At 71.2% G+C, this 25,909-nt stretch carries 18 protein-coding genes and 1 riboswitch; of the genes, 9 read left to right on the forward strand and 9 right to left on the reverse strand.

Annotation, left to right across the window (positions count from 1 at the left end; genetic code table 11):
* Positions 1 to 48: 48 nt before the first annotated feature.
* Positions 49 to 1,134 (reverse strand): DUF2637 domain-containing protein, encoded by a 1,086-nt coding sequence (locus tag ACFRU2_RS32350; protein WP_382978947.1) that lies wholly within the window; start codon positions 1,132 to 1,134, stop codon positions 49 to 51.
* A gap of 310 nt (positions 1,135 to 1,444) precedes the next feature.
* Complete coding sequence (locus ACFRU2_RS32355) at positions 1,445 to 2,341, reverse strand: (2Fe-2S)-binding protein (protein ID WP_382978950.1); 897 nt, start codon at positions 2,339 to 2,341, stop codon at positions 1,445 to 1,447.
* A gap of 115 nt (positions 2,342 to 2,456) precedes the next feature.
* Between ACFRU2_RS32355 and ACFRU2_RS32360 the strand changes: the two genes are divergently transcribed.
* A complete protein-coding gene (locus ACFRU2_RS32360) occupies positions 2,457 to 3,119 on the forward strand; it encodes a GntR family transcriptional regulator (protein ID WP_382978953.1) in 663 nt (220 codons plus the stop codon).
* A gap of 739 nt (positions 3,120 to 3,858) precedes the next feature.
* On the opposite strand, the gene ACFRU2_RS32365 is transcribed toward ACFRU2_RS32360, so the two are convergent.
* Positions 3,859 to 4,644 carry a hypothetical protein gene (locus ACFRU2_RS32365; protein WP_250744164.1) on the reverse strand — a complete coding sequence of 262 codons (786 nt, stop codon included), beginning with the start codon at positions 4,642 to 4,644 and terminating at the stop codon, positions 3,859 to 3,861.
* 188 nt (positions 4,645 to 4,832) lie between these two features.
* Positions 4,833 to 6,512: a PucR family transcriptional regulator gene (locus ACFRU2_RS32370; protein WP_382978956.1), complete on the reverse strand. Its 1,680-nt coding sequence runs from the start codon at positions 6,510 to 6,512 to the stop codon at positions 4,833 to 4,835.
* 254 nt (positions 6,513 to 6,766) lie between these two features.
* On the opposite strand from ACFRU2_RS32370, the gene ACFRU2_RS32375 reads away from it, so the two are divergent.
* The 7 genes from ACFRU2_RS32375 (at position 6,767) to ACFRU2_RS32405 (ending at position 16,524) form a co-directional block, all read left to right on the forward strand.
* Positions 6,767 to 7,663 (forward strand): xanthine dehydrogenase family protein subunit M, encoded by an 897-nt coding sequence (locus tag ACFRU2_RS32375; protein ID WP_250744166.1) that lies wholly within the window; start codon positions 6,767 to 6,769, stop codon positions 7,661 to 7,663.
* A gap of 2 nt (positions 7,664 to 7,665) precedes the next feature.
* Entirely contained in the window at positions 7,666 to 8,274 is a 609-nt protein-coding gene (locus ACFRU2_RS32380) for a (2Fe-2S)-binding protein (protein WP_250744167.1), read from the forward strand.
* Positions 8,275 to 8,276: 2 nt separating this feature from the next.
* Complete coding sequence (locus ACFRU2_RS32385; protein ID WP_382978961.1) at positions 8,277 to 10,682, forward strand: xanthine dehydrogenase family protein molybdopterin-binding subunit; 2,406 nt, start codon at positions 8,277 to 8,279, stop codon at positions 10,680 to 10,682.
* Between the two features lie 371 nt (positions 10,683 to 11,053).
* A complete protein-coding gene (locus tag ACFRU2_RS32390; protein WP_382978964.1) occupies positions 11,054 to 12,517 on the forward strand; it encodes an NCS2 family permease in 1,464 nt (487 codons plus the stop codon).
* Between the two features lie 97 nt (positions 12,518 to 12,614).
* Positions 12,615 to 13,778, forward strand: a complete 1,164-nt coding sequence (locus tag ACFRU2_RS32395) for an XdhC family protein (protein WP_382978967.1) — start codon at positions 12,615 to 12,617, stop codon at positions 13,776 to 13,778.
* A 120-nt stretch (positions 13,779 to 13,898) separates the two neighbouring features.
* Entirely contained in the window at positions 13,899 to 15,203 is a 1,305-nt protein-coding gene (locus tag ACFRU2_RS32400; RefSeq protein WP_382978970.1) for a YncE family protein, read from the forward strand.
* Positions 15,204 to 15,276: 73 nt separating this feature from the next.
* Positions 15,277 to 16,524 carry a GNAT family N-acetyltransferase gene (locus ACFRU2_RS32405; protein ID WP_382978973.1) on the forward strand — a complete coding sequence of 416 codons (1,248 nt, stop codon included), beginning with the start codon at positions 15,277 to 15,279 and terminating at the stop codon, positions 16,522 to 16,524.
* A 22-nt stretch (positions 16,525 to 16,546) separates the two neighbouring features.
* On the opposite strand, the gene ACFRU2_RS32410 is transcribed toward ACFRU2_RS32405, so the two are convergent.
* The 3 genes from ACFRU2_RS32410 to aroD all read right to left on the reverse strand — a co-directional run bounded on the left by ACFRU2_RS32410 (position 16,547) and on the right by aroD (position 21,191).
* Positions 16,547 to 17,899, reverse strand: a complete 1,353-nt coding sequence (locus tag ACFRU2_RS32410) for a phospholipase D-like domain-containing protein (protein WP_382978976.1) — start codon at positions 17,897 to 17,899, stop codon at positions 16,547 to 16,549.
* A gap of 84 nt (positions 17,900 to 17,983) precedes the next feature.
* Complete coding sequence (locus ACFRU2_RS32415; RefSeq protein ID WP_382978979.1) at positions 17,984 to 20,200, reverse strand: germacradienol/geosmin synthase; 2,217 nt, start codon at positions 20,198 to 20,200, stop codon at positions 17,984 to 17,986.
* 253 nt (positions 20,201 to 20,453) lie between these two features.
* Positions 20,454 to 21,191, reverse strand: coding sequence for a type I 3-dehydroquinate dehydratase (gene aroD, locus ACFRU2_RS32420; RefSeq protein WP_382978982.1), 738 nt, complete (start codon positions 21,189 to 21,191; stop codon positions 20,454 to 20,456).
* A gap of 222 nt (positions 21,192 to 21,413) precedes the next feature.
* Between aroD and ACFRU2_RS32425 the strand changes: the two genes are divergently transcribed.
* Complete coding sequence (locus ACFRU2_RS32425) at positions 21,414 to 21,632, forward strand: hypothetical protein (protein ID WP_243338778.1); 219 nt, start codon at positions 21,414 to 21,416, stop codon at positions 21,630 to 21,632.
* A 22-nt stretch (positions 21,633 to 21,654) separates the two neighbouring features.
* Here ACFRU2_RS32425 and ACFRU2_RS32430 read toward each other — a convergent pair whose 3' ends face one another.
* Both ACFRU2_RS32430 and cobN read right to left on the reverse strand, forming a co-directional pair.
* Complete coding sequence (locus tag ACFRU2_RS32430; protein WP_382978984.1) at positions 21,655 to 22,128, reverse strand: hemerythrin domain-containing protein; 474 nt, start codon at positions 22,126 to 22,128, stop codon at positions 21,655 to 21,657.
* Between the two features lie 30 nt (positions 22,129 to 22,158).
* Complete coding sequence (gene cobN / locus ACFRU2_RS32435; protein WP_382978987.1) at positions 22,159 to 25,776, reverse strand: cobaltochelatase subunit CobN; 3,618 nt, start codon at positions 25,774 to 25,776, stop codon at positions 22,159 to 22,161.
* A 53-nt stretch (positions 25,777 to 25,829) separates the two neighbouring features.
* Positions 25,830 to 25,906: riboswitch (cobalamin riboswitch) on the reverse strand.
* Positions 25,907 to 25,909 lie beyond the last annotated feature (3 nt).

Consider the following 25,909-nt stretch of genomic DNA (forward strand, 5'->3'; position numbering starts at 1 on the left):
CGATTCAGGAGGGGCCGGGACCCCGTCGCGTCGACGGCATCGGACGCATCAGCCGAACTGCTGCTCCAGGTCCTTCAGTTTGCGCTCCAGGGAGTCGAGCCGGGGGAGCGTCTGCGTATCGTCCTCGGCGGTGAGGTCCACCGTCCGGGGGCCGGTCGCCAGGTCGGCGATGTCAGCCGTGTGGAGGGACTCGGTTCCGCTCACGGCCTGTAGGGAGGGCCGGCGCCGTAGGGGCAGCTGTCCGGTTTCCGCTATGGCCGGCTCCGCGCCGACCGGCGCGGAGCCCGCTCCGGGGGCCAGCCCCGGCACCTCGACCTGACGGGCGCGGGCCACGCGCCCGAACGCCCGGTTCTGCCGGCCGAGCGCCTTGATGTGCGCCCGGTCCAGGCGGTGTTGCTCCCGCCGGCGGTGTCGGTCGTTCTCCTTCTCCTTCTTGTCCTCGCGCACCTCGTCCACGGCCTCGTCGAGCGTGCGGACCCCTTCCAGCAGCATCAGTGACCACGCGCCGAAGGTCTCCCGGGGGGCCCGCAGCCAGCGGACCATCCGGATCTGGGGCAACGGCCTCGGAATCAGGCCCTGTTCGCGCAGTGCGGCCCGGCGGGTCTGCTTCAGGGCGCGGTCGAAGAGCACGGCCGCCGAGAGCGACATGCCGGAGAAGAACTGCGGAGCGCCGTCGTGGCCGAGCCCGCGCGGGGCGTGCACCCAGTTGAACCAGGCGGCGGCTCCCGCGAACAGCCAGACCAGCATGCGCGAACCGAGGGCCGCGTCACCGTGGCTGGCCTCGCGGACGGCGAGCACCGAGCAGAACATGGCGGCGCCGTCGAGACCGAAGGGGACCAGGTACTCCCAGCCCCCGGAGAGGTTGAGGTTCTGCCGGCCGAAGCCGACCAGTCCGTGGAAGGAGAGCGCCGCGGCGACCGCGGCGCAGCAGAAGAGCAGGACGTAGGAGGCGGTCCCGTAGACGGCTTCCTTGCGCCGCCGCCGCTCCTCGCTGCGCTCCCAGCTGTCCTCGGCCACCCCCGCCTTCTCGCCTTCGCGCTTGCCCCGGGCCAGTACCGCCACTGCCGCAAGCACGCCCAGGATCAGCAGGCTGCCGGGCAGCAGCCAGTCCAGCGATATGTCGGTCAGTCTCATGCGGTTGTCCCTTGCCTCGCGTATGCGGCTGTTCGGCTTGTGGCCGGTGCGGCTTTCCGGGCGCCATAGTGGCGCAGCCGGTGAGCCGTACACGCGGGTTTCGGGGCAAGTGGACGCCAACGGGGGGCGGAGCCCGCCGGATAGGGTGTTGCGGATCGAACTCCAGCTCGTACGGGCTGAGTTGAGTTCGATTTTCGTCAGTCGGACGGGTGGGTTGACGCGGCGGAGGCGGCGGCGCGGAAACCCGGTGGCGGTCGTACGGCCGGGCGGGTGACACCGGCCGGCCGTCGGCGCCGCGGGGCCGGTTCCTTCAGCTGTCGGTCGTCAGGCGGGCGATCCGGTCCGCGTCGCAGGTGCGGGGGCAGGTGACGCAGGTGTCGTCGGGGCGGATCGTGTAGAAGAAGCAGCAGCTCGCCCGGTCGCGGGTGGGCAGTTCCCGGCCGTCCGGGGCCTCGAGCGTGCGGAAGCCCGCGCTGCCGGTGTATGGGGCGGTCGAGCCGGGGAAGAGCCGGTCGAGCTCGCGCACGGCCCGCTGCTCCTGGGCTTCGCCTAGCAGGTCGGCCACGTACCAGAGGCTCTCGACCACGTCGTCCGTGACCATGCCCCACAGGGCTCGCCGTCCGCGCCGGGTCCGCGGGCCGAAGCCCTCCATGACCGGTTCGAGGTGCTGGGCCACCGCAGCCCGTACCTCTGCGCGCAGCGCGTCCTCGTCGGGCACGACCCGGGCCCCGGGGAGCGCTGCCGCCGGGTCGTCCGGCAGACAGGCGAAGGAGCGGACGCGGACGGCCATCCGGCCCTGCGTCCGGTGGAAGGACACGGCTTCCGGGGGCAGGAGGGGTACGCGCCGGTCCAGGAACCACGGGATCGTGATCAGCAGGCAGGCCGTCCACGCGTACCGGTGCAGTCCGAACCCCGCCACCACGTCGGGCCGACCCGGGCGCCCGTAGTCGCGGAGGATCTGTGCTTCGTCCCATGCGAGGAACGTCTCCAGGGCGTCGCCGCCCGCCGCGAGCTCGTCCGCACCGACCCACCCCACACCGCGAGGGGAGGGTTCGTGCGGGGCGAGCTCGGTGACGCGCAGTCCGGCGTAGGCCTCGGTCAGCCGGGCGTAGGCATCCGCCACCGGGGAGCCGGCCGGGGCGGGGATGCGTACGGGGCGGACGAAGCTGACGCGGCCCTGGGCGGGCGCTACGGCCGTGACGGTCATGGCGTACCACCGAATCGCGTGATCGTTGACAGGTAAGCCTTACCTTACCTGATCTCTGGTGGGTGTGGGAAGGCGGGCTATTCTTCGGGCAGGTCGAAACCCGTGGGAGGACCGAGTGCGCGATACGGACCGAGCCCGGGTACCGGCACAGCAGGACCGCAAGGTGGTGCGCCACTCCGTGCGCGGGCAGGTCCTCGACGCCCTGCGCGCGGCGCTGCTCGCGGGCGAGCTGGCACCGGGGGAGATCTACTCGGGCCCGGCCCTGGGGGAGCGGTTCGGGGTCTCCGCGACGCCCGTGCGCGAGGCGATGCAGCAGCTGGCGCTGGAGGGGGTCGTCGAATGCCTCCCGAACCGGGGCTTCCGGGTCCTGACCCGGACCCCGGGGGAGCTGGCGGAGCTGGCCGAGGTCAGGGCGCTGCTCGAAGTCCCGGTGATGCTGCGGCTGGCCCGTACGGTGCCGGCCGGGGCGTGGGCCGCGGTGGTGCCTGCGGCGGCGGAGGGGGAGGCGGCGGCGGCCGCGGGTGATCCGGCGCGGTATGCCGACGCGGACCGGGCGTTTCACCGGGCGGTGCTCGCGATGGCGGGCAACGCGCAGCTCCTCCTGGTGGCGGAGGACCTCCACCGCCGCTCCCAGTGGCCCCTGCCGGGCCCCCGGCGCATCCGCCGGGCGGACCTCGTCGCGGACGCGGCGGAGCACATGGCCGTCCTGGCGGCCCTCTCCACGGGCAACCTCCCGGAGGCGGAATCCCTGATCCGCACCCACTTCACGTCCCCGTGACGGATGCCTGGGGGGTTTGCGTGCTGCGGGTGGTGGGTCGGGGCCGGGGCCGGGGTGGGGTGTTGGCCTGGACTGCATGATTTAGGCGCCCTGCCCCGAGCTTCGACAGGGCGCGGCGTGGTCTCGCGCCACAAATCACGCTCTACGTCCAGGCCAACACCCCACCCCGTCCCCGTCCCCGACCCTGGCGCACCCCTCCGACCTCGGCCGGGTGATGTTCCGCCCCTGGCCGGGTGACGTTCCGACCCTGGCCGGGTGATGTTCCGCCCCTGGCCGGGTGACGTTCCGACCCTGGCCGGGTGACGTTCCGACCCTGGCCCGTGGACGTTCCGGCGCCGCCTAGCGGTGAGCCTTTCAGCCGCCCGGGGGCATCGCCGCCGGCAGGGGGATCTCAGCCGTCCGGCGTCGAGGCGGCCCGGGTCCATTCAGCCGTCCGGCGTTTGAGGACCGGGGTCTGGGGCGGAGCCCCAGGGGGTCCGGGCGCAGCCCGGGACCCCTCCCAGCTCGGTGGCATCCCCAGCCCCGCCGGCGTTTGAGGCGCGGGTCAGGGCTGGCCCTGGGAACGGTGGAAGGGCGGGTAGGGGACCCAGCCCCGCAGGGCCGCCCCACCCGCACCGCCCATCGGGCCCCGCCGGGACGGCGGTGGCGGGGACCCCGGCCGGGCCACCGCCGGTCGGAGGCCGGCGCAGCGGCGCGAAGCCGGGGAGGCCCGCCAGGGCCGCACCGTGCGAGGGGCGCGTCAGGAAGGAGTAGGCGCCGGTACGGGGTGGAGTTGGTCGGCCAGCCAGGTGGGGATGCCGCCCAGGAGGTGGAAGAGGCGGCGGGCCTCCGCGCGGAGGCGGGTGGCCTCCGGTTCCGGTTCGGCTTCGGCCAGGGCCGCGAGCGCGGGCGCCGTGCCGATCAGGAAGCCGAGGTCCTCCCGGATGCGGAGGGATTCCGCGAAGCCCTTGCGGGCCTCGGCGACCTCCCCGTCCCGCAGGGCCAGCGCCGCGAGGTGCCGCCAGGTGAAGGAGAGCAGCAGGACGTCGCCGTGGGCCAGGGCGCCCGCATGGGCCCGCCGGTACGCCGGCAGGGCGGAGGACGGGGCGTCCGCCAGGTGCTCGGCGACCAGGCCCCGGCGGAAGTCCAGGAGCGGCCGGGTGCGCGACCCGGGGGACAGCAGCGCCGCCGCCCGGCCGAGCGCGGAGCGGGCCTCGTCGGCCCGGTCGCGGACGCCCAGTACGGTCGCCGCGTACGCCAGGTGACCGCGCTCGCACGCGGCCGCGCCCCGGTCGTCGTCGTCCTGGGAGACCGCTTCGGCCACCCGCAGCGCATCCTCGGCTTCGGCCCAGCCCTGCCCCGTGAACAGGCAGCGTTCGACCAGCAGCCCGGTCCGCTGCACGGCGGCTCCGGCATCGTGCAGGTGCGGCGTCAGCAGGGCCGCCGCGTCGGTCCAACAGCCGCGCGAGCGCAGCCGCCATATCGCCCGCTGGAGGGGGTCGTCTCCCCCGGTAGTTCCGGCACTGGACATGGCGGTATCCGCCACATTGCCCTCCCCAAAGCAACCAAGCAGCACGTCGTTGAGCCCTGGGGCGAAATGAGAGCACGGATCGGCAGCTTCGGCCAAGGGGTCGGGTGAACTCTTTCACAAAGTCCGGACGGATCATCAGCCGCCCCCGCCCGGCCTCCGCTGGGTCCCGACCGGCCCCCCGGCCGGTCAGGCGGTGGATCTTCTCAGCTCATCCGCAGTGCCAGGAAGAAGTCGAGCTTGTCCTCCAGGCGGGAAAGGTCCCGCGCCGTCAACTGCTCGATTCGCCCGACCCGGTACCTCAGCGTGTTGACGTGGAGGTGCAGCCGCGTCGCGCAGCGGGTCCACGAGCCGTCGCAGTCCAGGAAGGCTTCGAGCGTGGGGATGAGCTCCGCGCGGTGGCGGCGGTCGTAGTCCCGCAGCGGGTCGAGCAGCCGGGCCGTGAAGGCGCGGCGGACGTCGTCCGGGACGAACGGGAGCAGCAGGACGTGCGAGGCGAGCTCGTGGTGGCCGGCCGCGCAGACCCGGCCCGGGCGGGCCGCCGCGACCCGGCGGGCGTGCCGGGCCTCTTCCAGGGCTCCGCGGAGCCCCTCGGCGGAGGACACGGCCGCGCTGACGCCCAGGGTGAGCCGGCCGTCGTCGGCGAGACCGGCCGCCAGGGGGTCCCGTACGGCCGCCAGCAGCGTTTCCGCGTGCAGGGCGGTGTCGGGGCCCTTCTCCTCGCCGGGCTCCCCGGCGGGCGCGGGCAGGGGTACGAGGGCGATCGCCTCGTCCCCGGCGTGCGCGACGGCGATCCGGTCGGACGGTTCCGGTCCGGAGACCGAGGGGTCGACCAGGATTTCTTCCAGGAGCGACTGGGCCACGGGGCCGCCGGTGATGTCGCCGCCGTCCCAGTCGACCCGGGCCACGACGACCTGCCAGTGCGGGGCGGCGCCCAGGCCGGGCAGGAGCACCGGCGCGGCCACCCGCAGGCGGGCGGCGATCTCGGCGGGCGGAGCGCCCGTCTGGACCAGCTCCAGGACCTCCTGGGCCAGCCGGCGGCGCACCGTACGGGCCGCGTCGCGGCGGTCCCGCTCGACCGCGATGAGCTGGGTGACGCCCTGGAGCAGGTCGAGCCGCTCGGCCGGCCAGTCGCCGGCGTCCGCCTCGACGGCCAGCAGCCAGTCGGAGAGCACGCTCTCGCGGACGTCCCGGGCCGCCGGACCTGCGGCGCCACGGCCGTGTCCCCTGATCGGGAAGAGGGAGTAGGTAATACCCTGGAGGGAGATCCGGTGCGGTCCCCTGCGGCCCGTCCGGACCGCCGCGAGGTGCTCGCTCGCCAGTGCCGCGCAGATGCCCGGCGCCAGCGGCTCGCCCGCCCCGGCGATCTGCCGGCCGGTGGGCGAGAGCACCCAGGCCCGGAGATCGAGGTCCGTGGTGAGCAGATCCAGCACCACGTCCGGCCCACCACCGGCCGGACCGGAGGTCATGAGCCGTCGGTGGCGGTCCACAACAGCCGCTAGGTCCCCGGCACGCTCTCCCGACACCTGTCGCACCACGTACTCGGTGATCGTGGCGAATGCAACGTCTTCGTTTACAGCGAACAACGGCAGACGGTTGCGCAGACACGCCGAGACGAGGTCGTCGGGAATGTCACCCAGCTCCGCCTCGCCGGCCGCGAGCCCGGCCACGCCGGCGCTCGCGAGGATTCGTACGAACGGCTCGGAGTCGGCTGAATTTCGTCTCCATGCCAGGCCAGTGAGGACCAGTTCCCCTCCGGATAGGTATCGGCTGGGATCCCTCAGGTCGGTCGTCATGACCCCGCGGACCGTCCGGTCGAGTTCTTCCTCGCCGCCCAGCAGCCGCAGCCCCAGCGCCTCGGTTTCCAGCAGTGCGCGCAGCCGCATGATGTCGCCGCCGATCTGTCTCGAATGTTGCCGTTGGAAATCGGGCAGGTCGTCGCATCCTGCCTTTCATACGAATCTACAAGACGAGGGAGGTCCCCAGCCAACTCCTTCATGGTTTCGGTGACTGCACCCGAGGGACGGAGGGCCGGTGTACTGAGTCCACACCGCGTTAACAGCACGTGAACGACCAGTCGAGGGCCCAACGGCCTCCTGGCTTGAAGTGAACGACCCGATTAAGAAGAAGAGAGCCGCACATGGACTTCCTTCGCCCCGCCAGCTGGGAGGAGGCGCTCGCCGCTAAGGCCGAGTTCCCCACAGCTGTGCCGATTGCGGGTGGCACCGATGTGATGGTCGAGATCAACTTCGACCACCGTCGGCCGGAGTACCTCCTGGACCTGAACCGCATCGGTCTCCTGCGGGAGTGGGAGGTCGGCGAGGACGTGGTACGTCTGGGCGCCTCCGTCCCGTACACGCAGATCATGGAGAACCTCCGCACGGAGCTTCCGGGACTCGCGCTCGCCTCGCACACGGTCGCGTCCCCGCAGATCCGTAACCGCGGCGGTGTCGGCGGCAACCTCGGTTGCGCCTCGCCGGCCGGCGACTCCCACCCCGCGCTGCTCGCGGCGGGTGCCGAGGTCGAGGTGGAGTCCGTACGCGGATCCCGCCTGATCCCGATCGACGAGTTCTACACCGGCGTCAAGCGCAACGCGCTGGCCGCCGACGAGCTCATCAAGACCGTCCACGTCAAGAAGGCGGACGGCCCCCAGCAGTACTCCAAGGTCGGCTCCCGCAACGCGATGGTCATCGCCGTCTGCGCGTTCGGCCTGGCGCTGCACCCCGAGACCCGCACGGTCCGTACCGGTATCGGTTCGGCCGCGCCGACCCCGATCCGGGCGAAGGCCGCCGAGGAGTTCCTCAACGCCGCGCTCGAAGAGGGTGGCTTCTGGGAGTCCGGCAAGGTCATCACCCCGTCGATCGCCAAGCAGTTCGGTGACCTCGCCTCCGGCGCGGCCAACCCGATCGACGACGTCCGCGGCACGGCGAAGTACCGCCGCCACGCGGTCGGCATCATGGCTCGCCGCCAGCTCGTCTGGACGTGGGAGCAGTACCGCGGTTCGAACAACGGCCGCTCGCTTGAAGGGGCTGCGTAATCATGCGCGTCAATTTCACTGTCAACGGCCGTCAGCAGGAAGCCGACGACGTCTGGGAGGGCGAGTCCCTTCTCTACGTCCTGCGCGAGCGCCTGGGCCTCCCCGGTTCGAAGAACGCCTGTGAGCAGGGCGAGTGCGGTTCCTGCACCGTCCGTCTCGACGGCGTGCCGGTCTGTTCCTGTCTGGTCGCGGCCGGTCAGGTCGAGGGCCGCGACGTCGTGACCGTCGAGGGCCTGGCGGAGTTCGCCAAGCAGCGCGACGAGCACGGCCACGGCGGTGCCTGCGGCACCGGCGGCGGCTGCGGCAGCAAGGGCGGCGTCACCCTGGACGCCGCCAAGCAGTGGCAGGCCAAGCCGGGCGACTCGCAGACCGGCGAGGGCGTCGAGCTCTCCAACATCCAGCAGGCGTTCATCGACGCCGGCGCCGTCCAGTGCGGTTTCTGCACCCCGGGCCTCCTGGTCCAGGCCGACGCGCTGCTGGAGGAGAACCCCTCCCCGTCCGACCAGGACATTCGTGAGTCCCTGTCCGGCAACCTCTGCCGCTGCACGGGCTACGAGAAGATCCTCGACGCGGTCCGCCTGGCGGCCGCCCGTCAGTCTGAGGCGGTCTGACCATGGCCCAGAACACGCGTACGGTCCCGGCGGGCACGCCGACCAACGTCACGCAGAACCACACCAAGGGCGGAATCGGCGAATCGATTCTGCGCCCGGACGGCACCCTCAAGGTGACCGGTGAGTTCGCGTACTCCTCGGACATGTGGCACGAGGACATGCTGTGGGGCCAGACGCTCCGCAGCACCGTCGCCCACGCCGAGATCGTCTCGATCGACATCTCCGAGGCCCTGGCGATGCCGGGTGTCTACTCGGTGCTGACGTACGACGACCTGCCGGCCGAGATGAAGAACTACGGCCTCGAGATCCAGGACACCCCGGTTCTCGCCAACGGCCGGGTCCGTCACCACGGTGAGCCGGTCGCCCTCGTGGCCGCCGACCACCCGGAGACCGCCCGCCGCGCGGCTGCCAAGATCAAGATCGACTACCGTGAGCTGCCGCTCGTCACGGACGAGGCTTCCGCCCTCGCCGCCGACGCGCCGCTGATCCACGAGGGCCGCGACGACCACCACATCGGTCACGTCCCGCACCCGAACATCGTGCACCGCCAGCCGATCATCCGCGGCAACGTGGAAGAGGCCCGCAAGCGCGCCGACGTCATCGTCGAGGGCGAGTACACCTTCGGCATGCAGGACCAGGCCTTCCTCGGCCCGGAGTCCGGTCTGGCCGTACCGTCCGAGGACGGCGGTGTCGAGCTGTACGTCGCCACCCAGTGGCTGCACTCGGACCTCCAGCAGATCGCCCCGGTCCTGGGCCTGCCCCCGGAGAAGGTCCGCATGACGCTCTCGGGCGTCGGCGGTGCCTTCGGTGGCCGCGAAGACATCTCGATGCAGATCCACGCCTGCCTCCTGGCCCTGGCCACGAACAAGCCGGTCAAGATCGTCTACAACCGCTTCGAGTCCTTCTTCGGCCACGTGCACCGTCACCCGGCGAAGCTGTACTACGAGCACGGCGCCACCAAGGACGGCAAGCTCACGCACATGAAGTGCAAGATCGTCCTGGACGGCGGCGCGTACGCGTCCGCTTCCCCGGCGGTCGTGGGCAACGCCTCCTCCCTCTCGGTCGGTCCGTACGTCCTGGAGGACGTGGACATCGAGGCGATCGCGCTCTACACGAACAACCCGCCGTGTGGCGCGATGCGCGGCTTCGGCGCCGTCCAGGCCTGCTTCGCCTACGAGGCCCAGATGGACAAGCTCGCGGCGAAGCTGGGCATGGACCCGGTCGAGTTCCGCCAGCTCAACGCCATGGAGCAGGGCACGATCATGCCCACCGGTCAGGTCGTGGACGCTCCGGCGCCCGTCGCCGAGCTGCTGCGCCGGGTCAAGGCCCGCCCGCTGCCGCCGGAGCGCCAGTGGGAGTCGGCCGGCGAGGGCGCGGATGTCCGCGCGCTGCCCGGTGGCCTCTCCAACACCACCCACGGTGAAGGCGTCGTCCGCGGCGTCGGCTACGCGGTCGGCATCAAGAACGTCGGCTTCTCCGAGGGCTTCGACGACTACTCCACCGCCCGCGTGACCCTCGAGGTCATCAACGGCGAGGCCGTCGCGATGGTCCACACGGCCATGGCGGAGGTCGGTCAGGGCGGTATCACCGTCCACACCCAGATCGCCCGTACGGAGCTGGGTGTCTCGCAGGTCACCATCCACCCGGCCGACACCCAGGTCGGCTCCGCCGGTTCCACGTCCGCCTCGCGGCAGACGTACATGACCGGTGGCGCGGTGAAGAACACCTGTGAGGCCGTCCGCGAGGCGGTCCTGGAGATCGGCCGGCGCAAGAACGGCTCGTACCACCCCGCGTGGGCGACCGCCGAGCTGCTCCTCGAAGGCGGCAAGGTCGTCACCGATGGCGGAGAGGTCCTCGCGGACATCGCCGACATCCTCGAGGGTGAGGACGCGATCGACATCGAGCTCGAGTTCCGTCACGCCCCGACCGAGCCCTTCGACCTGGTCACCGGCCAGGGCAACGGCCACGTCCAGTACACCTTCGCCGCGCACCGCGCGGTCGTCGAGGTGGACACCGAGCTCGGCCTCGTCAAGGTCGTCGAGCTGGCGACCGCCCAGGACGTCGGCAAGGCGCTGAACATGCTCTCCGTGGTCGGCCAGATCCAGGGTGGTACCACCCAGGGCCTGGGCGTCGCGATCATGGAAGAGATCATCGTGGACCCGAAGACCGCGAAGGTGCGCAACCCCTCCTTCACGGACTACCTGATCCCCACCATCCTCGACACCCCGACCATCCCGGTCGACGTCCTGGAGCTCGCCGACCCGAAGGCCCCGTACGGCCTGCGCGGTATGGGCGAGGCCCCGACCCTCTCGTCCACCCCGGCCGTCATCGCGGCGATCCGGGCGGCGACCGGTCTCGAGATCAACAAGACGCCGATCCGTCCGGAACTGCTCACCGGCACCCTCTAGGACGGCGTGGTCCGGGGGCCGCGAGGCCCCGGACCCCCCCAGATTTCCGGGCGGTGTGACACGGGAACGTCACACTTCCAGTCGCACCGCCCGGAGCACAGAAGTCCGGAGTCATCAGCACCGCACCGCTCGCGGTCAAGTTTCACCGGCAGTACCCCCCCCGTAGTACCCCCCGGTGCACCGCCTACCCCAGGTGACACCAGGAGTACCAGCCGTACCGCAGAACCCTCGCAGTACCCGCAGTACACGCAGTGCACAATTTGCGTCGCCTCGGGCCGTCACCCCGGGTCGTGCAGCCAAACGCGTTTTCCCAAATCCCGTGTCTCCAATCTTTATGCGGGTGCCCCTTTGAACCTTGGGAGTTAGGCACCATGACCCAGTCCTCTGTGGAGTCCAAGCCCAGTGCGGAGGGAGCCGGAGACGGCTCTCAGACCCCTGCTGGCCAGTCTTGGCTCGACCGGTACTTTCACATCAGCAAGCGCGGATCGAACGTCGGCAACGAAGTGCGTGGCGGTATCACGACCTTCATGGCGATGGCCTACATCCTCCTGCTGAACCCCCTGCTCCTTTCGGGCAAGGACGTCGCGGGCAGCACGATGGCCGCCTCGGCGATCATCACCGCCACGGCGTTCGCTGCAGCCGTCACGACGCTCCTCATGGGCTTCGTCGGCAAGGTCCCGCTCGCGCTCGCCGCCGGTCTCTCCGTGTCCGGCGTGCTGGCCTCGCAGGTGGCCCCCCAAATGACCTGGCCGCAGGCCATGGGCATGTGTGTGGTCTACGGCGTCGTGATCTGTCTCCTGGTCGTCACCGGCCTCCGAGAGATGATCATGAACGCGATCCCGCTCGCGCTCAAGCACGCCATCACCATGGGCATCGGCCTCTTCGTCGCCCTGATCGGCTTCGTAAAGGCGGGCTTCGTCGGCAACGGCGGGGAGTTCATGCCCCCCGTCCAGCTCGGCGCGACCGGTGAGCTCTCCGGCTGGCCCGTGCTGCTCTTCGCCGTCACCCTGATCGCCATCTTCATGCTCCAGGCCCGCAAGGTGCCCGGCGCGATCCTGATCGGCATCGTCGGCGGCACCATCCTCGCCGCGATCCTCAACGCCATCGTGGACATCGACCCGAAGGCCTGGAAGAACGGCCCGCCGGAGCTCACCGGCTCCGCGGTCTCGGCGCCTGACTTCTCGCTCTTCGGTGACGTCTCCTTCGGCGGCTGGGGCGACGTCGGCTACATGACGGTCGGCATGATCGTCTTCACCCTGGTGCTCGCCGGCTTCTTCGACGCGATGGCCACCATCATCGGCGTCGGCACCGAGGCCAAACTGGCCGACGAGCAGGGCCGCATGCCGGGCCTGTCCAAGGCGCTGTTCATCGACGGTGCCGGTGGCGCCATCGGTGGCATCGCGGGTGGCTCCGGCCAGACCGTGTTCGTCGAGTCCGCCACCGGCGTCGGTGAGGGAGCCCGCACAGGCCTCGCCTCCGTCGTCACCGGCCTCTTCTTCGCCGCTTGCCTCTTCTTCACCCCGATCACGCAGATCGTCCCGGGTGAGGTCGCCTCCGCGGCCCTGGTGGTCATCGGCGCGATGATGATGCAGAACGCCCGCCACGTGGACTGGGCCGACAGCTCGACCTCGATTCCGGTCTTCCTGACCGTCGTGGTCATGCCCTTCACGTACTCGATCACCGCCGGTGTCGCCGCGGGTGTCATCTCCTACGTCGCCATCAAGGTCGCTCAGGGCAAGGCCCGTGAGATCGGCGGCTTCATGTGGGCGCTGACCGGAATCTTCCTGGTCTTCTTCGCGCTCCACCCGATCGAGAGCTGGCTCGGCGTCGGCTGAGCCGACCTGACCAGGTCCGACCGACCTGATCCGTAGCGCAAGACCGCACCCTCCACGTATCCGATACTGGAAACTGAACCCCTCCGAGGAGGCCCCCATGCTGGACATCGCCGAAGAACTGAACCGGTGGGTCGAGCAGGGACGTGACTTCGCCGTCGCCACGGTCGTGGCGGTCGGCGGGAGCGCGCCCAGGCAGCCCGGAGCGGCCCTCGCCGTCGACAGTGACGGCACGGCCATCGGTTCGGTCTCCGGTGGATGCGTGGAGGGTGCGGTGTACGAGCTGTGCCAGCAGGCGCTGGAGGACGGCGAGACCGTCCAGGAGCGCTTCGGGTACAGCGATGACGATGCCTTCGCCGTCGGTCTGACCTGCGGCGGAATCATCGACATCCTGGTGACCCCGGTCCCCGTGGGCTCTCCCGCACGGGAGGTGTTCGCGGCCTCGCTGGCCGCCGCCGCCCGCGGGGAGGCGGCGGCGGTCGCCCGGATCGCCGAAGGGCCGGCCGAGCTCATGGGCCGCGCCGTACTCGTCCGGGGCGAAGGCTCCCACGAGGGCGGTTTCGGCGGTCACCCCGAGCTGGACCGCGCCATCGCCGACGAGGCCCGGGCCATGCTCGAGGCCGGCAAGACCGGTGTGCTGGAGATCGGCGCCGACGGCCGCCTCTGCGGAGAGCCGCTCAAGGTGCTGGTCGAGTCCAGCGTCCCGCCGCCCCGGATGGTCGTCTTCGGGGCCATCGACTTCGCCTCCGCCCTGGTGCGGATCGGCAAGTTCCTCGGCTACCGGGTGACGCTGTGCGACGCCCGGCCCGTGTTCGCCACGAAGAAGCGTTTCCCCGAAGCGGACGAGATCGTGGTCGACTGGCCGCACCGCTACCTGGAGGAGCAGTCCTCCGCAGGCGAGCTCGACGGCCGGACGGTCCTGTGCGTCCTCACGCACGACGCCAAGTTCGATGTCCCGCTCCTCGAACTGGCCCTCAAACTTCCCGTCGCCTACGTCGGCGCCATGGGCTCCCGCCGCACCCACGAGGACCGCAACAAGCGGCTCCGCGAGGTCGGCGTGACCGAGCTCGAACTGGCCCGGCTGCGCTCCCCGATCGGCCTGGACCTCGGGGCCCGATCCCCGGAGGAGACCGCGCTGTCCATCGCCGCCGAAATCGTCGCCAACCGGCGCGGCGGCACCGGCGCGGCCCTGACCGGCGCCCACATCCCGATCCACCCGGACGTGGCGAACACGGTGATCAGCAGGATCGGGTCCGTCGCTTGAAGAGGTGACGGGCTGTAGCACGGTGTGGAAAGGGCGCAACCCCGTGGGGGTTGCGCCCTTTCGCCGTTCCGCTTATCTTACCGGCCGGTAACAGCGTCTCCCCGTAACGGAGTTGACCGGATGTCTGCCAGCCGATCGAGCAACCGTCGCACCCTGCCGACCCTGGCGGCCGTGGCCGCGCTGGCGCTGGCCGCCCTCGCGGCGGGCCCCGTGTCCGCCGCCGGTGCCGTGTCCGCGGGCGCCGGGCTGTCCACGGCCGCGGGGGCAGCCGGTCCGGGCCCGCGCGAGGTCCTGTTCGTGGGCAACAACTGGGAGGGCACCGCCGACGTCCTCGCCTCCACCGGGAACCTGGCCAAGGTGGGCCGGATCAACATGGTTCCGGACAAGGAGGAGCGGCTCCGGGAGATCTACCTCAACCCGGTGAAACTCGCCTACTTCCTGGGCGTCCGGGCCACCGCGGGCGAGGGGCACGACCAGTTCGTCGACGACATGTACACCACCCCGGACGGGTCCGCCGTGGTCGCCTCCCGCCCCAGCTTCGCCGACGTCGTCTCCATCGACGTCCGCACCGGCCGGATCAACTGGCGCTTTCCCGTCGCCGGTTACCGGGCCGACCACATGGCCGTCTCCCCGGACGGCACCCGCGTGGCGGTCTCGGCCTCCACCGCCAACACCGTGCACGTCCTCGACATCGCGAGCGGCCGGCAGGCCGGCTCCTTCGCCACCGGAGACAAGCCGCACGAGAACACCTTCACCCGGGACGGCCGCTTCCTGTGGAACAGCTCCATCGGTGACGTGACCTCCGCCCTCGACGCGCCCTGGCTGGACTGGACGAAGGGCGACCGCAGGATCACGGTCGCCGACGCCCAGACCCTCCGCCCGGTCCGGGTGATCGACATGCGGGCCCGCCTCGACGCCTTCGGGCGCTCCGACCTGTCCGATGCCGTGCGGCCCATGTCCTTCACCCCGGACGAGTCGAAGCTGTACTTCCAGGTGTCCTTCTTCAACGGCTTCGTCGAGTACGACGTGGCCGCCGACCGGATCACCCGGATCAAGACCCTCCCCGTGAACCCCGCCACCAGCACCGACCGCACGACCTGGGTCAACGACTCCCGGCACCACGGCATGTCCATGAGCCCGGACGGATCCAAGCTGTGCATCGCGGGGACCATGGACGACTACGCGACCGTCGTGGACCGGGCCACCCTGGAGCAAGGGCCCCTCGTCCCCGCCGCCAAGCCCTACTGGGCCACGGTCGACGGCGACGGCTCCGGCTGCGTCATCTCCGAGAGCGGCGCCGACCAGGTCACCGCCATCGACTTCGCCACCGGCGCCAAGCGGGTGTCCGTACCCGTCGGGGACCACCCCCAGCGGGTCCGCCTCGGGCACGTTCCGGCGGACTGGACGGGGCCCGCGGCGCGCTGACCCGCCACCGGGCGTGGCAAGAATCCGCCCTTATCGAGTGACTGGTCCGCCATGACCGATTAGTCTCCGGATCATGGTGGAGATCCGCGAAGTGCCCGAGGCCGACATCGACCGCGCTCTGGAGCTCGCGTACCTGGTCTTCCACGACCGCCCGGAGGAGGAGGGGCGCGAGCGGCACCACGAGCTGCTCCGCTCCTGCCTGCGGATCGGGGCCTACGAAGGCGACGCGATCGTCGGTTTCATGGCCGCGCACGCGTTCCGGCTCTCGGTGCCCGGCGCGGACCTGCCCTGCCCCGGGCTCACCTTCGTCTCCGTCGCCCCCACCCACCGCCGGCGCGGCGTACTGACCGCCCTGATGGGGGAGATGCTGCGGCGGGCGGGGGCGCAGGGAAGTCCCGTCGCCGCCCTGTGGGCCTCCGAGGCCGCCATCTACGGGCGCTTCGGCTACGGCAGCGCCACCCAGGGCGCCACCATCGAGATCGACTCCACCCGGCCGCTGGCCCTGCGCATCGAGGCGGACCGGCGGCCGCTGCGGCTGGTCGCCACCACGGATCCCAAGGACGCCGTCGCCGTCGTGGGCCCGTACCACGAGGCGGCCCGCGCGGTCCGGGCCGGACGGCCCACGCGCAGCGAGCGGCGCTGGACCGAGGAGTGGCTCATCGAGCAGGACGAGGAGGACGAGGAGCTCAGCCCGCCCCGGATCATCGTCCTGGGGGAGCCCGGCGCACCGATCGCGGGCTACGTCCTCTACCGCACGAAGCCCGAGGGGAGCGCCGGGGGCGTGCGGACCCCGGGGCTGGTCCGGGTCGACGAGCTGGAGGCCGACACCCCGCAGGCCGCCGCCGCGCTGTGGGAGTGCGTGGCCTCCCTCGACCTCACGGGCCGGGTCACCGCGTGGGGCCGCCCGGCCGACGACCCGCTGCTGCACTTCGCCGCCGACCGGGACCAGGTCCGGGTCACCGCCGCGTTCCCGGCGCTCTGGCTGCGGCTGGTCGACGTGGCGGCGGCACTGACCCGCCGCTCGTGGGCCGCGCCCGTGGAACTCGTCCTGGAACTGACCGACGTACGGCTGCCCGCGAACGCGGGACGGTTCCTCCTGAAGGCCGGGCCGGACGGGGCGACGTACGAGCCCGCCGCCGCGGGCCGGGCCCCGGACCTGACCCTGGACGTACGGGAGCTCGCGGCCTGCTACCTCGGCGGGACCCGGGCCGTCGAACTGGCCGCGGCCGCCCTGGTGGTGGAGCACACCCCCGGCGCGGCGGCGGCCCTGGACGCGGGACTGCGCACCGCGCTGCTGCCGCACACCGCGGACGAGTTCTAGGGGGTGTCCGCCTAGGGATCCGCTAGAGGGCTCCGCCGTACTGGGATTCCGCGAGTGCGGCGGCGCGCTGCTCGCGGAAGTTCGCCGCGTAGGCGTCGTGCACCGTCGGGCTGTTGTACTTCAGCAGTGCCTCGTCGTTGGCGGTCAGTGCCATGCCGGTGTAGGTGTGGCTGCCGGTGAAGACGAGCTTCTGGTCCTTGGCGCCCTTGTACGAGCCCTCGATGAGCAGGTACTTGGTGTGGCTGAAGGTTCCGGAGACCGCGGGGTCGGCCGGGTTCTTCAGGTCGTCGTTGGCCAGACGGTGGAGGGAGATCTTGCCCTTCGCGGTCGACCTCGTGAGCCAGTAGGCCGTCTCGCGGTGCACGCCCTCGGCTTCGTAGTCGGAGAGCTTGCCGTGGACGACGTCGACGAAGCAGCCGGCGTCGGCCAGCTTCCAGAGCTTCTCCGCCACGACCGGCCGGGAGATGTGGCCGTTGGCGATGCGGATCACGGTGCGGCCGTCGGCCGTGCCGTGGCCGGGGGTGTTCCCGTGGCAGAGCGGGGCGGTGGTCCCGTCGGGGTTCGTGACGGGGGTCTCGACCATGCTCAGGATGTTCTCGACGACGTCCGTCGCGTTGCGCGGGAAGAAGTAGCCCTTGGCCGGGCCCGCCTCCACGTCGATCGCCAGGTTGTCGACCCGCCCCGAACCGTCCGGCAGCGCCTGCGAAGCGGCCATCAGGTCGAAGTAGCGGGTGTAGCCGGCGTGCAGGTCCGCGTTGTCGGCGACGGTCATGGCGTCGTTCCAGGCGGACTCGCGGTCCCAGGTGGTGAGGTTGCCCGAGGACTGCACCACGACGTTGTCGACGGGCTTGCCCTTGTCGGGAAGGCCGCTGCCGGTGGTCCGGGAGAAGAGGAAGAACTTGTTGTGGTTGACGCCGCCCGTGCCCTTGGCCAGGCAGGGCCGGTTCGCGGCGCACACCCTGAACCAGGAGGTGCCGTACGTCGTGCCCGCGGGCGGGGTCGCCGTGAAGGCCGTGGTCAGCTTGTCCCTCACCGTGGCACCGGAGCCGGACATCCAGCCGTCGGTGATGCTGTCGTCGTCGACGAGGACCTGCACGTTGACGTTCCTGCGGTGCGCCGCCGCGAGCTGGTCCGCGAGCCAGCTCGATCCGAACAGGTACAGCGATATCCGGATGGTCGATCCGCTCTGGGCGCCGTTGACGAGACGGCCGAGCTGGCTCAGGATCGCGCCCTGCTCGGCCGTCGTGCCCCTGGGCTTGTTGAAGACCGGGCCGGTGGTCACGTACGTCGTCGTGTCCTCGGCAGAGGCGGACGGAGCGCCCACCATCAGGAGGGACCCGATGAGCAGGGCCGTGAGGATTCTCTTCTTGATCACGCCGGTACTTTACGGCGGTCCTACACAGGGTGATCCCCAGGGCTTGGCCGGGCTCAGCCCCGGCTCGGCGGGGCTCGGCCGGGATCAGCCGGGCAGGCTGATCCGGGCCGCCGCCATGCCGAAGGAGGTGCCCAGGACACCGGTGGAGATTCCGTCACCCAGCCGGTGCAGATCCTCCTCGCGGTAACGCTTCGCCTTCTGGTGCCAGTTGAGGATTCCGGCGAGCCAGTCCTGCAACTCGCCCACGTAGCCGTCAAGTCCGGCCCGGGCCTCCGCGTCCAGCTTCCAGTCCTCGTAGAGCAGCGGCAGCTGGGTGGCGACGATGTGCTCGAACTCCTCGGTGCGCTGCGTCATCAGGGAGTGGCAGATGTGCAGGGCCTCCGGGTAGCCGATGTCGAAGAAGTTGCGGGTGACGAGCACGTAGTTGTGCACCTCGCCCTCGACCTCCACTTCCTTCTGGTACGAGAAGATGTCGTTGATCAGGCAGGCGGCGTCGGCGGCGGCGTTCTCCAGGGAGCGGAGGGTGCCGCAGGAGTAGATCTCCTCGGGGATGCCCCGGCCCTCCAGGCCGAGCCGGCACAGGTACATGGTGAGGTAGGTGCCGAAGGTGCGGCGGCGCATCTCGGCGTAGTCCACCGGATCCGGGATGCGGTTCAGGATCTGGTTGTCCACCTCCCACAGCCAGCTCTCCAGCATGTCCACGAGGGTGGCCCGGAACTCCGTGCGCACCGACGGGCCCATGTCCCGGCTGGTGCGCACCCACAGGTCGCCGAGGGCGCGCTCCATCGCGGTGGCCGGTACGGCCTGTTCGGCGTGGTCCACCGGGATCATGGCGAGGAGCCGGGCGTGCGTGGCTTTGGCGGCCGCCGCGTTCTTGGGCTGGGCGAAGACCACCGGGTAGTAGTCGTCCCCGTACGTGCCCCAGGTCAGCCAGCAGGCGTTGAGGGTCAGGGCCTCGGGGGTGGCGTCCGGGTCGAGGCCCGCGGAGCAGAGCGCGAAGTCGTAGCCGCGCACCTTCTCCTCGTTCCAGATCGCGGAGCCGGGGTCGCCGATCTGCGGGTCGAGCAGGCCCATCTCCCGCGCCCAGGCCACGGATTCCTCGCGCGCGCGGGCGTGGTGCGGGCTGATCGTGAGCGGGAACGGCATGTAGACGTCCGGGATGACGGACGGGCCGGTGTGCTCGAAGGGGACGTGGGTGAAGGAGCGCCGGCGCAGCTCCAGGGCGCGGGGGGCGAGGAGGGAGCGGAGGTCGAGGGCGGTGGTGCCGAGGCCCGTCGGCATGAACGGCAGGGTGAGCGGGGCGGTGGCCCTGGCTTCCTCGTTCATGTAGCGGCTGGAGACCATGTGCCATTCGTGGCCGCCGGACTGCCAGTCCTGGAGGCCCTTGGCGTAGGCGAGGACGGCGGCGATCTCGGCCGGGTCCATGGCGTGGTCGGCGAAGAGCTGGGGGAGTTCGGCGAGGGCGGTCTGCTCGAACTGCTGGAGCCGGGAGGTGAGGAGGTCGTTGGAGGCGTCGGCGGCCTCCTGGGTGGTGCAGCCGAGGAAGGTCTCCAGCACCAGGATGGCGTTGGAGAGTTCGCCCTCCTCGGAGACCTCGCGCTGGTAGGAGAAGATGTCGTTCCTGATGTGCACGGCGTCCGAGAAGGAATCGCGCAGCACGCCGAGCGGGCGGGAGTGCGCGACGCGGGCCGGAACCTCCGCGGAGACGTACTCGATGAGGCCGGCCGACCAGGGGGCGCCGCCGACCTTGCGGCGCATCTCGATGTATTCGAGGGGGTTGGAGACCCGGCCGATGTTGATGTTGGCGAGTTCCCACATCGACTCGTCGAGCAGGTTCTTGGTGGACAGGGAGAACCGTTCCCGCCAGTCCATCGACATCGCCGGGACCGTACGGGCCCACAGGTCGGCGAGTCCGGCCTCGACGGGGTTGGTGGCCTCGGGGAACCCGTCCGCCAGGTCCATCGGCATGAAGGCGCCGAGCCGGTCGAGATAGGCCTTGGCGCCCTCGCGGTCCTGGGAGCGTTTGAACATCTCCAGGAAGTGGTCGTCGAAGAAGAACACCCACACGTACCAGTCGGTGACCAGGGACAGCGCCTCGCCGTCGCAGTCGGGGTGGGTGTACGAGCAGAGCAGGGCGTAGTCGTGCGAGTCGAGGTCGCGCTCCTCCCAGACGCCGGAACCTTCCAGCATCCCGAAGTCGCGGGCCCACTGCTTGGTGTGGACCCTGGCGTCCTCCAGGTGGGGGTTCAGTCGCGCCGGATAAGGCACATAGAAATCCGGCAGTTGAAACGGCTGCGTCACGGCAGGGTGGGCCTTTCGTCTGACTGACTCGTGTCTCGTGTCTCGTTGGGGGTACCTCACGAGATCAGCAGGGCCCTACCCCGGGTGCCGGTGGGATAAGGGGGAGTTCACTTCATCAGGTGACGTGGGCGGCGTTCCGTGACGGATGGGGCCGGTGACCGCTAGAGGGACGGGGGAGGTGCGGCCGGGGGAGGGGGCGGGGCGCGGCCGGGGAGGTGGCCGGGGAGGTGGTGACCCTCCCCGGCGCGGGGGCTCAGGCCCCGGGGGCCTTCCGCTCGTCGAACGCCGGGTAGAACTTGCGCAGCAGACCGAAGGTCTCGGGGAAGTCGAGCTGGCCCGGGGCGGAGCTGGCACCGAAGAAGGAGTACGTGATCCGGGACCCGAGGGCGGGGAAGAAGACGCGGGACACCGCCCCGGTCTCGCCCATGGCGATGACGATCAGCCGGGTGTCCTCGGCTCCGGCGCGCAGCAGGAGCGAGGCCAGCCGCCGTACGTCGTCCTCGGAGCGCACCATCGTGGACACCTTGACCACATCGGCGCCGGCGCTCTTCGCGTCGTCGATGACGGCCTGGAGTTCCTCGGTGGCCGGGGTGAATTCGAAATTGTGATAGGAGACGAGCGCCACCGTGTCGTGCCGGTGGGCGGCCTCGATCACCTCGGACAGGATTTCCCCGGAGGAAAGCTCGATGTCCACGGCGTCGACCTGAGGGGCGAGCGCGCGGAACAGTTCGAGCCGCTGTGCCTCGGTGCCCTTCCACTCGCCGCCTTCGCGGGCGGACCGGATCGTGGCCAGGACCGGCAGCGTCTTGAACTCGTCTACCTGGGCCAGGACATGGTCCACTCCGGTCGCCGCGTACCGGTCCACGCGCAGTTCGGCCACGTCGACGCCGGCGCTCTTCGCGGCGTGGGCGCGCGGTTCGGTGTCGCTGTCGTCGAAGCTGACGGCCACCAGCGGAATCCCGCCGTCGAGAAGCGCCCGCAGTGAATTCATTTCTTGGTCACAGCCTTTTCGATTCCGATATCCGACGCGAAGCACAGGGGGAACGGGGCGGATTATACGTGGAATCCACCGGGGTGAGGGGGGTGCGCCCGCCCCTTGGTCGGGCGGGCACGCGGCGCGCCGGAAGGTGCTGGTGTCGCACCCCCGGATGCTTGTCCGATTGTTCTAGGTTTGTGCCATCAGTTCATACTTTGTGATTCTGGAGGGACACTCATGGCGATCGACCTCGACAAGGTGCTGGACAAGGCGTGGGCCGACAAGCCGCTCGCGGAGGTGCTCGCGGCGCCGGTGGCCGCGCTCAAGGGCGTCACCGACAAGGACGGCGAGCTGCTGCTGGAGGCCTTCGGCGTCAAGACCGTCGCCGACTTCGGCCAGCTGAAGTACGCCCGCTGGGCGCAGGCGCTGGTCGCGCTGAACCAGACCACGAAGTAGCGGGGCCACCCGGGCGCACCGGCTACCCGGCGGGCCTCAGGTCCCCGTCGGGATGGGCCGCGCGCCAGGCCTCGATGGACAGGTCCCAGTCGTCGCCCGTCAGGGCGGTGAGGGAAGCGGGGAAGAGGCCGTCCTCCTCCTTCGCGATGTGGTGGTGGAGCTCCTCCACCGCCCGGCGCAGGGCCTCGGCGTCCGCCGGGTCCGCCACGTCGGCGCCGGCGAGGAACGCCGCCAGCTCGCGGTGTTCCCCGACCAGCGCCGCGATGTACGGGGCGTACTCGGGGTCCTGCTCCATGACCGCGAAAAGGCCGTCCTCCTCGCCCTTCCAGTGGGCGAGGAGGACGGCCGTCATCTCCGCGACGAGGGCGCGCGCCCTCGGGAGGTCCCCCGTGTCCAGGGCGCGCAGCGCGTCGCCCCCGGCGTTCGTCACCGCCTCGTGCTCGGCGATGAACTCCTTGATCAGGGGGATCTCGCGGCAGCCGCAGTAATGGCACATGCGGCTCAGTCTGATCCAGCCGGTGCCCGGTTAGTCGCTTTCGCCTTCGAGGTTGCCCTCCGTGTCCAGGTACACCTGGCGCAGCGCCTCCAGGACCTGCGGGTCCGGCTTCTCCCACATGCCGCGGGACTCGGCCTCCAGCAGCCGCTCCGCGATCCCGTGCAGGGCCCAGGGGTTGGCCTCCTCCAGGAAGGCGCGGTTCTCCGGGTCCAGGACGTACGTCTCGGTCAGCTTGTCGTACATCCAGTCGGCGACCACGCCGGTCGTGGCGTCGTAGCCGAAGAGGTAGTCGACCGTGGCCGCCAGCTCGAACGCACCCTTGTAACCGTGGCGGCGCATCGCCTCGATCCACTTCGGGTTCACGACGCGGGCGCGGAAGACGCGGGAGGTCTCCTCGACCAGCGTGCGCGTCTTGACCGTCTCGGGCCGGGTCGAGTCACCGATGTACGCCTCGGGGGCCGTGCCGCGCAGGGCGCGGACGGTGGCCACCATGCCGCCGTGGTACTGGAAGTAGTCGTCGGAGTCGGCGATGTCGTGCTCACGGGTGTCGGTGTTCTTCGCCGCGACCGTGATCCGCTTGTAGGCGGTCTCCATCTCCTCGCGCGCCGCGCGCCCTTCCAGGCCCCGGCCGTACGCGTACCCGCCCCACACCGTGTAGACCTCCGCGAGGTCGGCGTCGGTGCGCCAGTCGCGGGAGTCGATCAGCTGCAGGATGCCCGCGCCGTACGTGCCCGGGCGCGAGCCGAAGATGCGGGTGGTGGCCCGCCGCTCGTCCCCGTGCACGGCCAGGTCGGCCTGCGCGTGGGCCCGTACGAAGTTGTCCTCGGCCGGCTCGTCCAGCGAGGCCGCCAGCCGTACCGCATCGTCCAGCAGGCCGATGACGTGCGGGAACGCGTCGCGGAAGAAGCCCGAGATGCGCAGGGTCACATCGATGCGCGGACGGCCGAGCTCGGCGAGCGGGATCGGCTCCAGGCCGGTGACGCGGCGCGAGGCCTCGTCCCAGACCGGGCGGACGCCGAGCAGCGCCATGGCCTCGGCCACGTCGTCGCCCGAGGTGCGCATCGCGCTCGTGCCCCACAGGGACAGGCCGACGGACGCGGGCCATTCGCCGTTGTCCGTGCGGTAGCGGGTCAGCAGGGAATCGGCCAGGGCCTGGCCGGTCTCCCACGCGAGGCGCGAGGGGACGGCCTTCGGGTCCACCGAGTAGAAGTTGCGGCCGGTCGGCAGCACGTTCACCAGACCGCGCAGCGGCGAGCCGGACGGGCCCGCCGGGACGAAGGAACCGTCCAGCGCGCTGACCACGTGGGCGATCTCGTCGGTGGTGCCGGCCAGGCGCGGGACGACCTCGCGGGCCGCGAAGTCCAGTACGGCCGCCACGTCCGCGTTGTGGCCCGCGGCGACGGAAGCCACCGCCTCCGGGGCCCAGTTCGCGTCCTCCATCGCCTGGACCAGCGCGCGGGCCGTCTCCTCCGCCTCGTCGGCGGTGGTGCGGGTGGCCGCGGACTCGTCGAGCCCGAGCGCCTCGCGCAGACCGGGCAGGGCCGTCGTACCGCCCCAGATCTGGCGGGCGCGCAGGATGGCGAGGACCAGGTTGACCCGGGCGTCGCCGGTCGGGGCGCCGCCCAGGACGTGCAGACCGTCGCGGATCTGGGCGTCCTTGATCTCGCACAGCCAGCCGTCGACGTGCAGGAGGAAGTCGTCGAAGCCGTCGTCGTCCGGGCGCTGCTCCAGACCCAGGTCGTGGTCCAGCTTCGCGGCCTGGATCAGGGTCCAGATCTGCGCGCGGATGGCCGGCAGCTTCGCCGGGTCCATCGCCGAGATCTGGGCGTACTCGTCGAGGTGCTGCTCCAGGCGCGCGATGTCGCCGTACGACTCCGCGCGCGCCATCGGCGGCACCAGGTGGTCGACCAGGGTGGCGTGCACCCGGCGCTTGGCCTGGGTGCCCTCGCCCGGGTCGTTGACCAGGAACGGGTAGATGAGGGGCAGGTCGCCGAGCGCGGCGTCGGGGGCGCAGGACGCCGACAGGCCGGCGTTCTTGCCCGGCAGCCACTCCAGGTTGCCGTGCTTGCCCAGGTGGATCATCGCGTCGGCGCCGAAACCGCCGTCCTCGGCGCGGGCCTGGATCCAGCGGTACGCGGCCAGGTAGTGGTGCGAGGGCGGCAGGTCCGGGTCGTGGTAGATCGCGATCGGGTTCTCACCGAAGCCGCGCGGCGGCTGGATGAGGATGAGGAGGTTGCCGCGGCGCAGGGCGGCCAGCACGATGTCGCCCTCGGGGTTCGCGGAGCGGTCCACGAACATGTTGCCGGGCGCCTCGCCCCAGTGCTCGTTGACGCTGTCGCGCAGATCGGCCGGGAGCTCGGCGAACCAGCGCTTGTAGTCCGCCGCCGGGATCCGGACCGGGTTGCGGGCGAGCTGCTCCTCGGTGAGCCAGTCCTGGTCGTGGCCGCCGGCCTCGATCAGGGCGCGGATCAGCTCGTCGCCGTCGCCGGAGACCAGGCCCGGGACGTCCTCGACGGGACCGAAGTCGTACCCGCCCGCGATGAGCGTGCGCAGCAGCTCCACGGCGCTGGCCGGGGTGTCCAGGCCGACCGCGTTGCCGATGCGGGAGTGCTTGGTGGGGTACGCGGAGAGGACCAGGGCGATCTTCTTGTCGCGGCGCTCGATGTGGCGCAGGCGCGCGTGGCGCACGGCGATGCCGGCCACGCGGGCGGCCCGCTCGGCGTCGGCGACGTAGGCGGGCAGCCCGTCCTCGTCCAGCTCCTTGAAGGAGAACGGGACGGTGATCAGGCGGCCGTCGAACTCCGGCACGGCGACCTGGGTGGCGGCGTCGAGCGGGGACAGGCCCTCGTCGTTGTCCTCCCAGGCGGACCGGGAGCCGGTCAGGCACAGGGCCTGCAGGATCGGCACGCCGAGGGCGGCCAGGGCGCCGGCGTCCCAGGACTCGTCGTCACCGCCGGCGGAGGCGGTGGCGGGCTTGGTGCCGCCGGCGGCGAGGACCGTGGTGACGATCGCGTCGGCGGACGCGAGCTGCTCGATCAGCTCCGGCTCCGGGGAGCGGAGGGAGGAGACGTAGAGGGGGAGCGCCTGGGCGCCGTGGGCCTCGATCGCCTCGGAGAGGGTGTGCACGAAGGCGGTGTTGCCGCTCATCTGGTGCGCGCGGTAGTAGAGCACCGCGATCCGGGGGCCCGTGGTGGTTGCGGCCGTGCGCTCCAGCGGGCCCCACGTGGGGGAGGCCGCCGGGGGCTCGAAACCGTGGCCGGTGAGCAGCACGGTGTCGGAGAGGAAGCGGGCGAGCTGGTCCAGGTTGGCCGGGCCGCCGTGGGCGAGGTAGCCGTGCGCCTCGGCGGCGATGCCGATCGGGACGGTGGAGGCTTCCATCAGCTGGGCGTCGGGGGCCTGTTCACCGGTCAGCACGACCACCGGGCGGGTCTGGCCGGGGGCCAGGAGCACGTCGAGGCCGTCCTGCCAGGCGCGGAGGCCGCCGAGGAGGCGTACGACGACCAGGGTGACGCCGTCGAGGAGACCGGGCAGGTCGTCCAGGGGAAGGCGGGAGGGGTTCGCGAACCGGTACGGGACGGGAGCGTCCCCGGCGTTCGCTGCGCGGGCGCTGAGCAGATCGGTGTCGGACGTCGACAGCAGCAGGATCATGCGGCGGCAGGCCTTCCTCGGGGTTTCCGCGCCCCGGGCAGTGAGGACGACGGGAGTTCCTGACTCATCCGGGGCCGGGGCCGCGGATTCACAGTGGCGGGACCGCGCCGGATTCGCACCGGGCTTCCTCCCA

The sequence above is a fragment of the Streptomyces sp. NPDC056883 genome, from assembly GCF_042788835.1.
Taxonomy (GTDB): Bacteria; Actinomycetota; Actinomycetes; order Streptomycetales; family Streptomycetaceae; genus Streptomyces; species Streptomyces stoeckheimensis.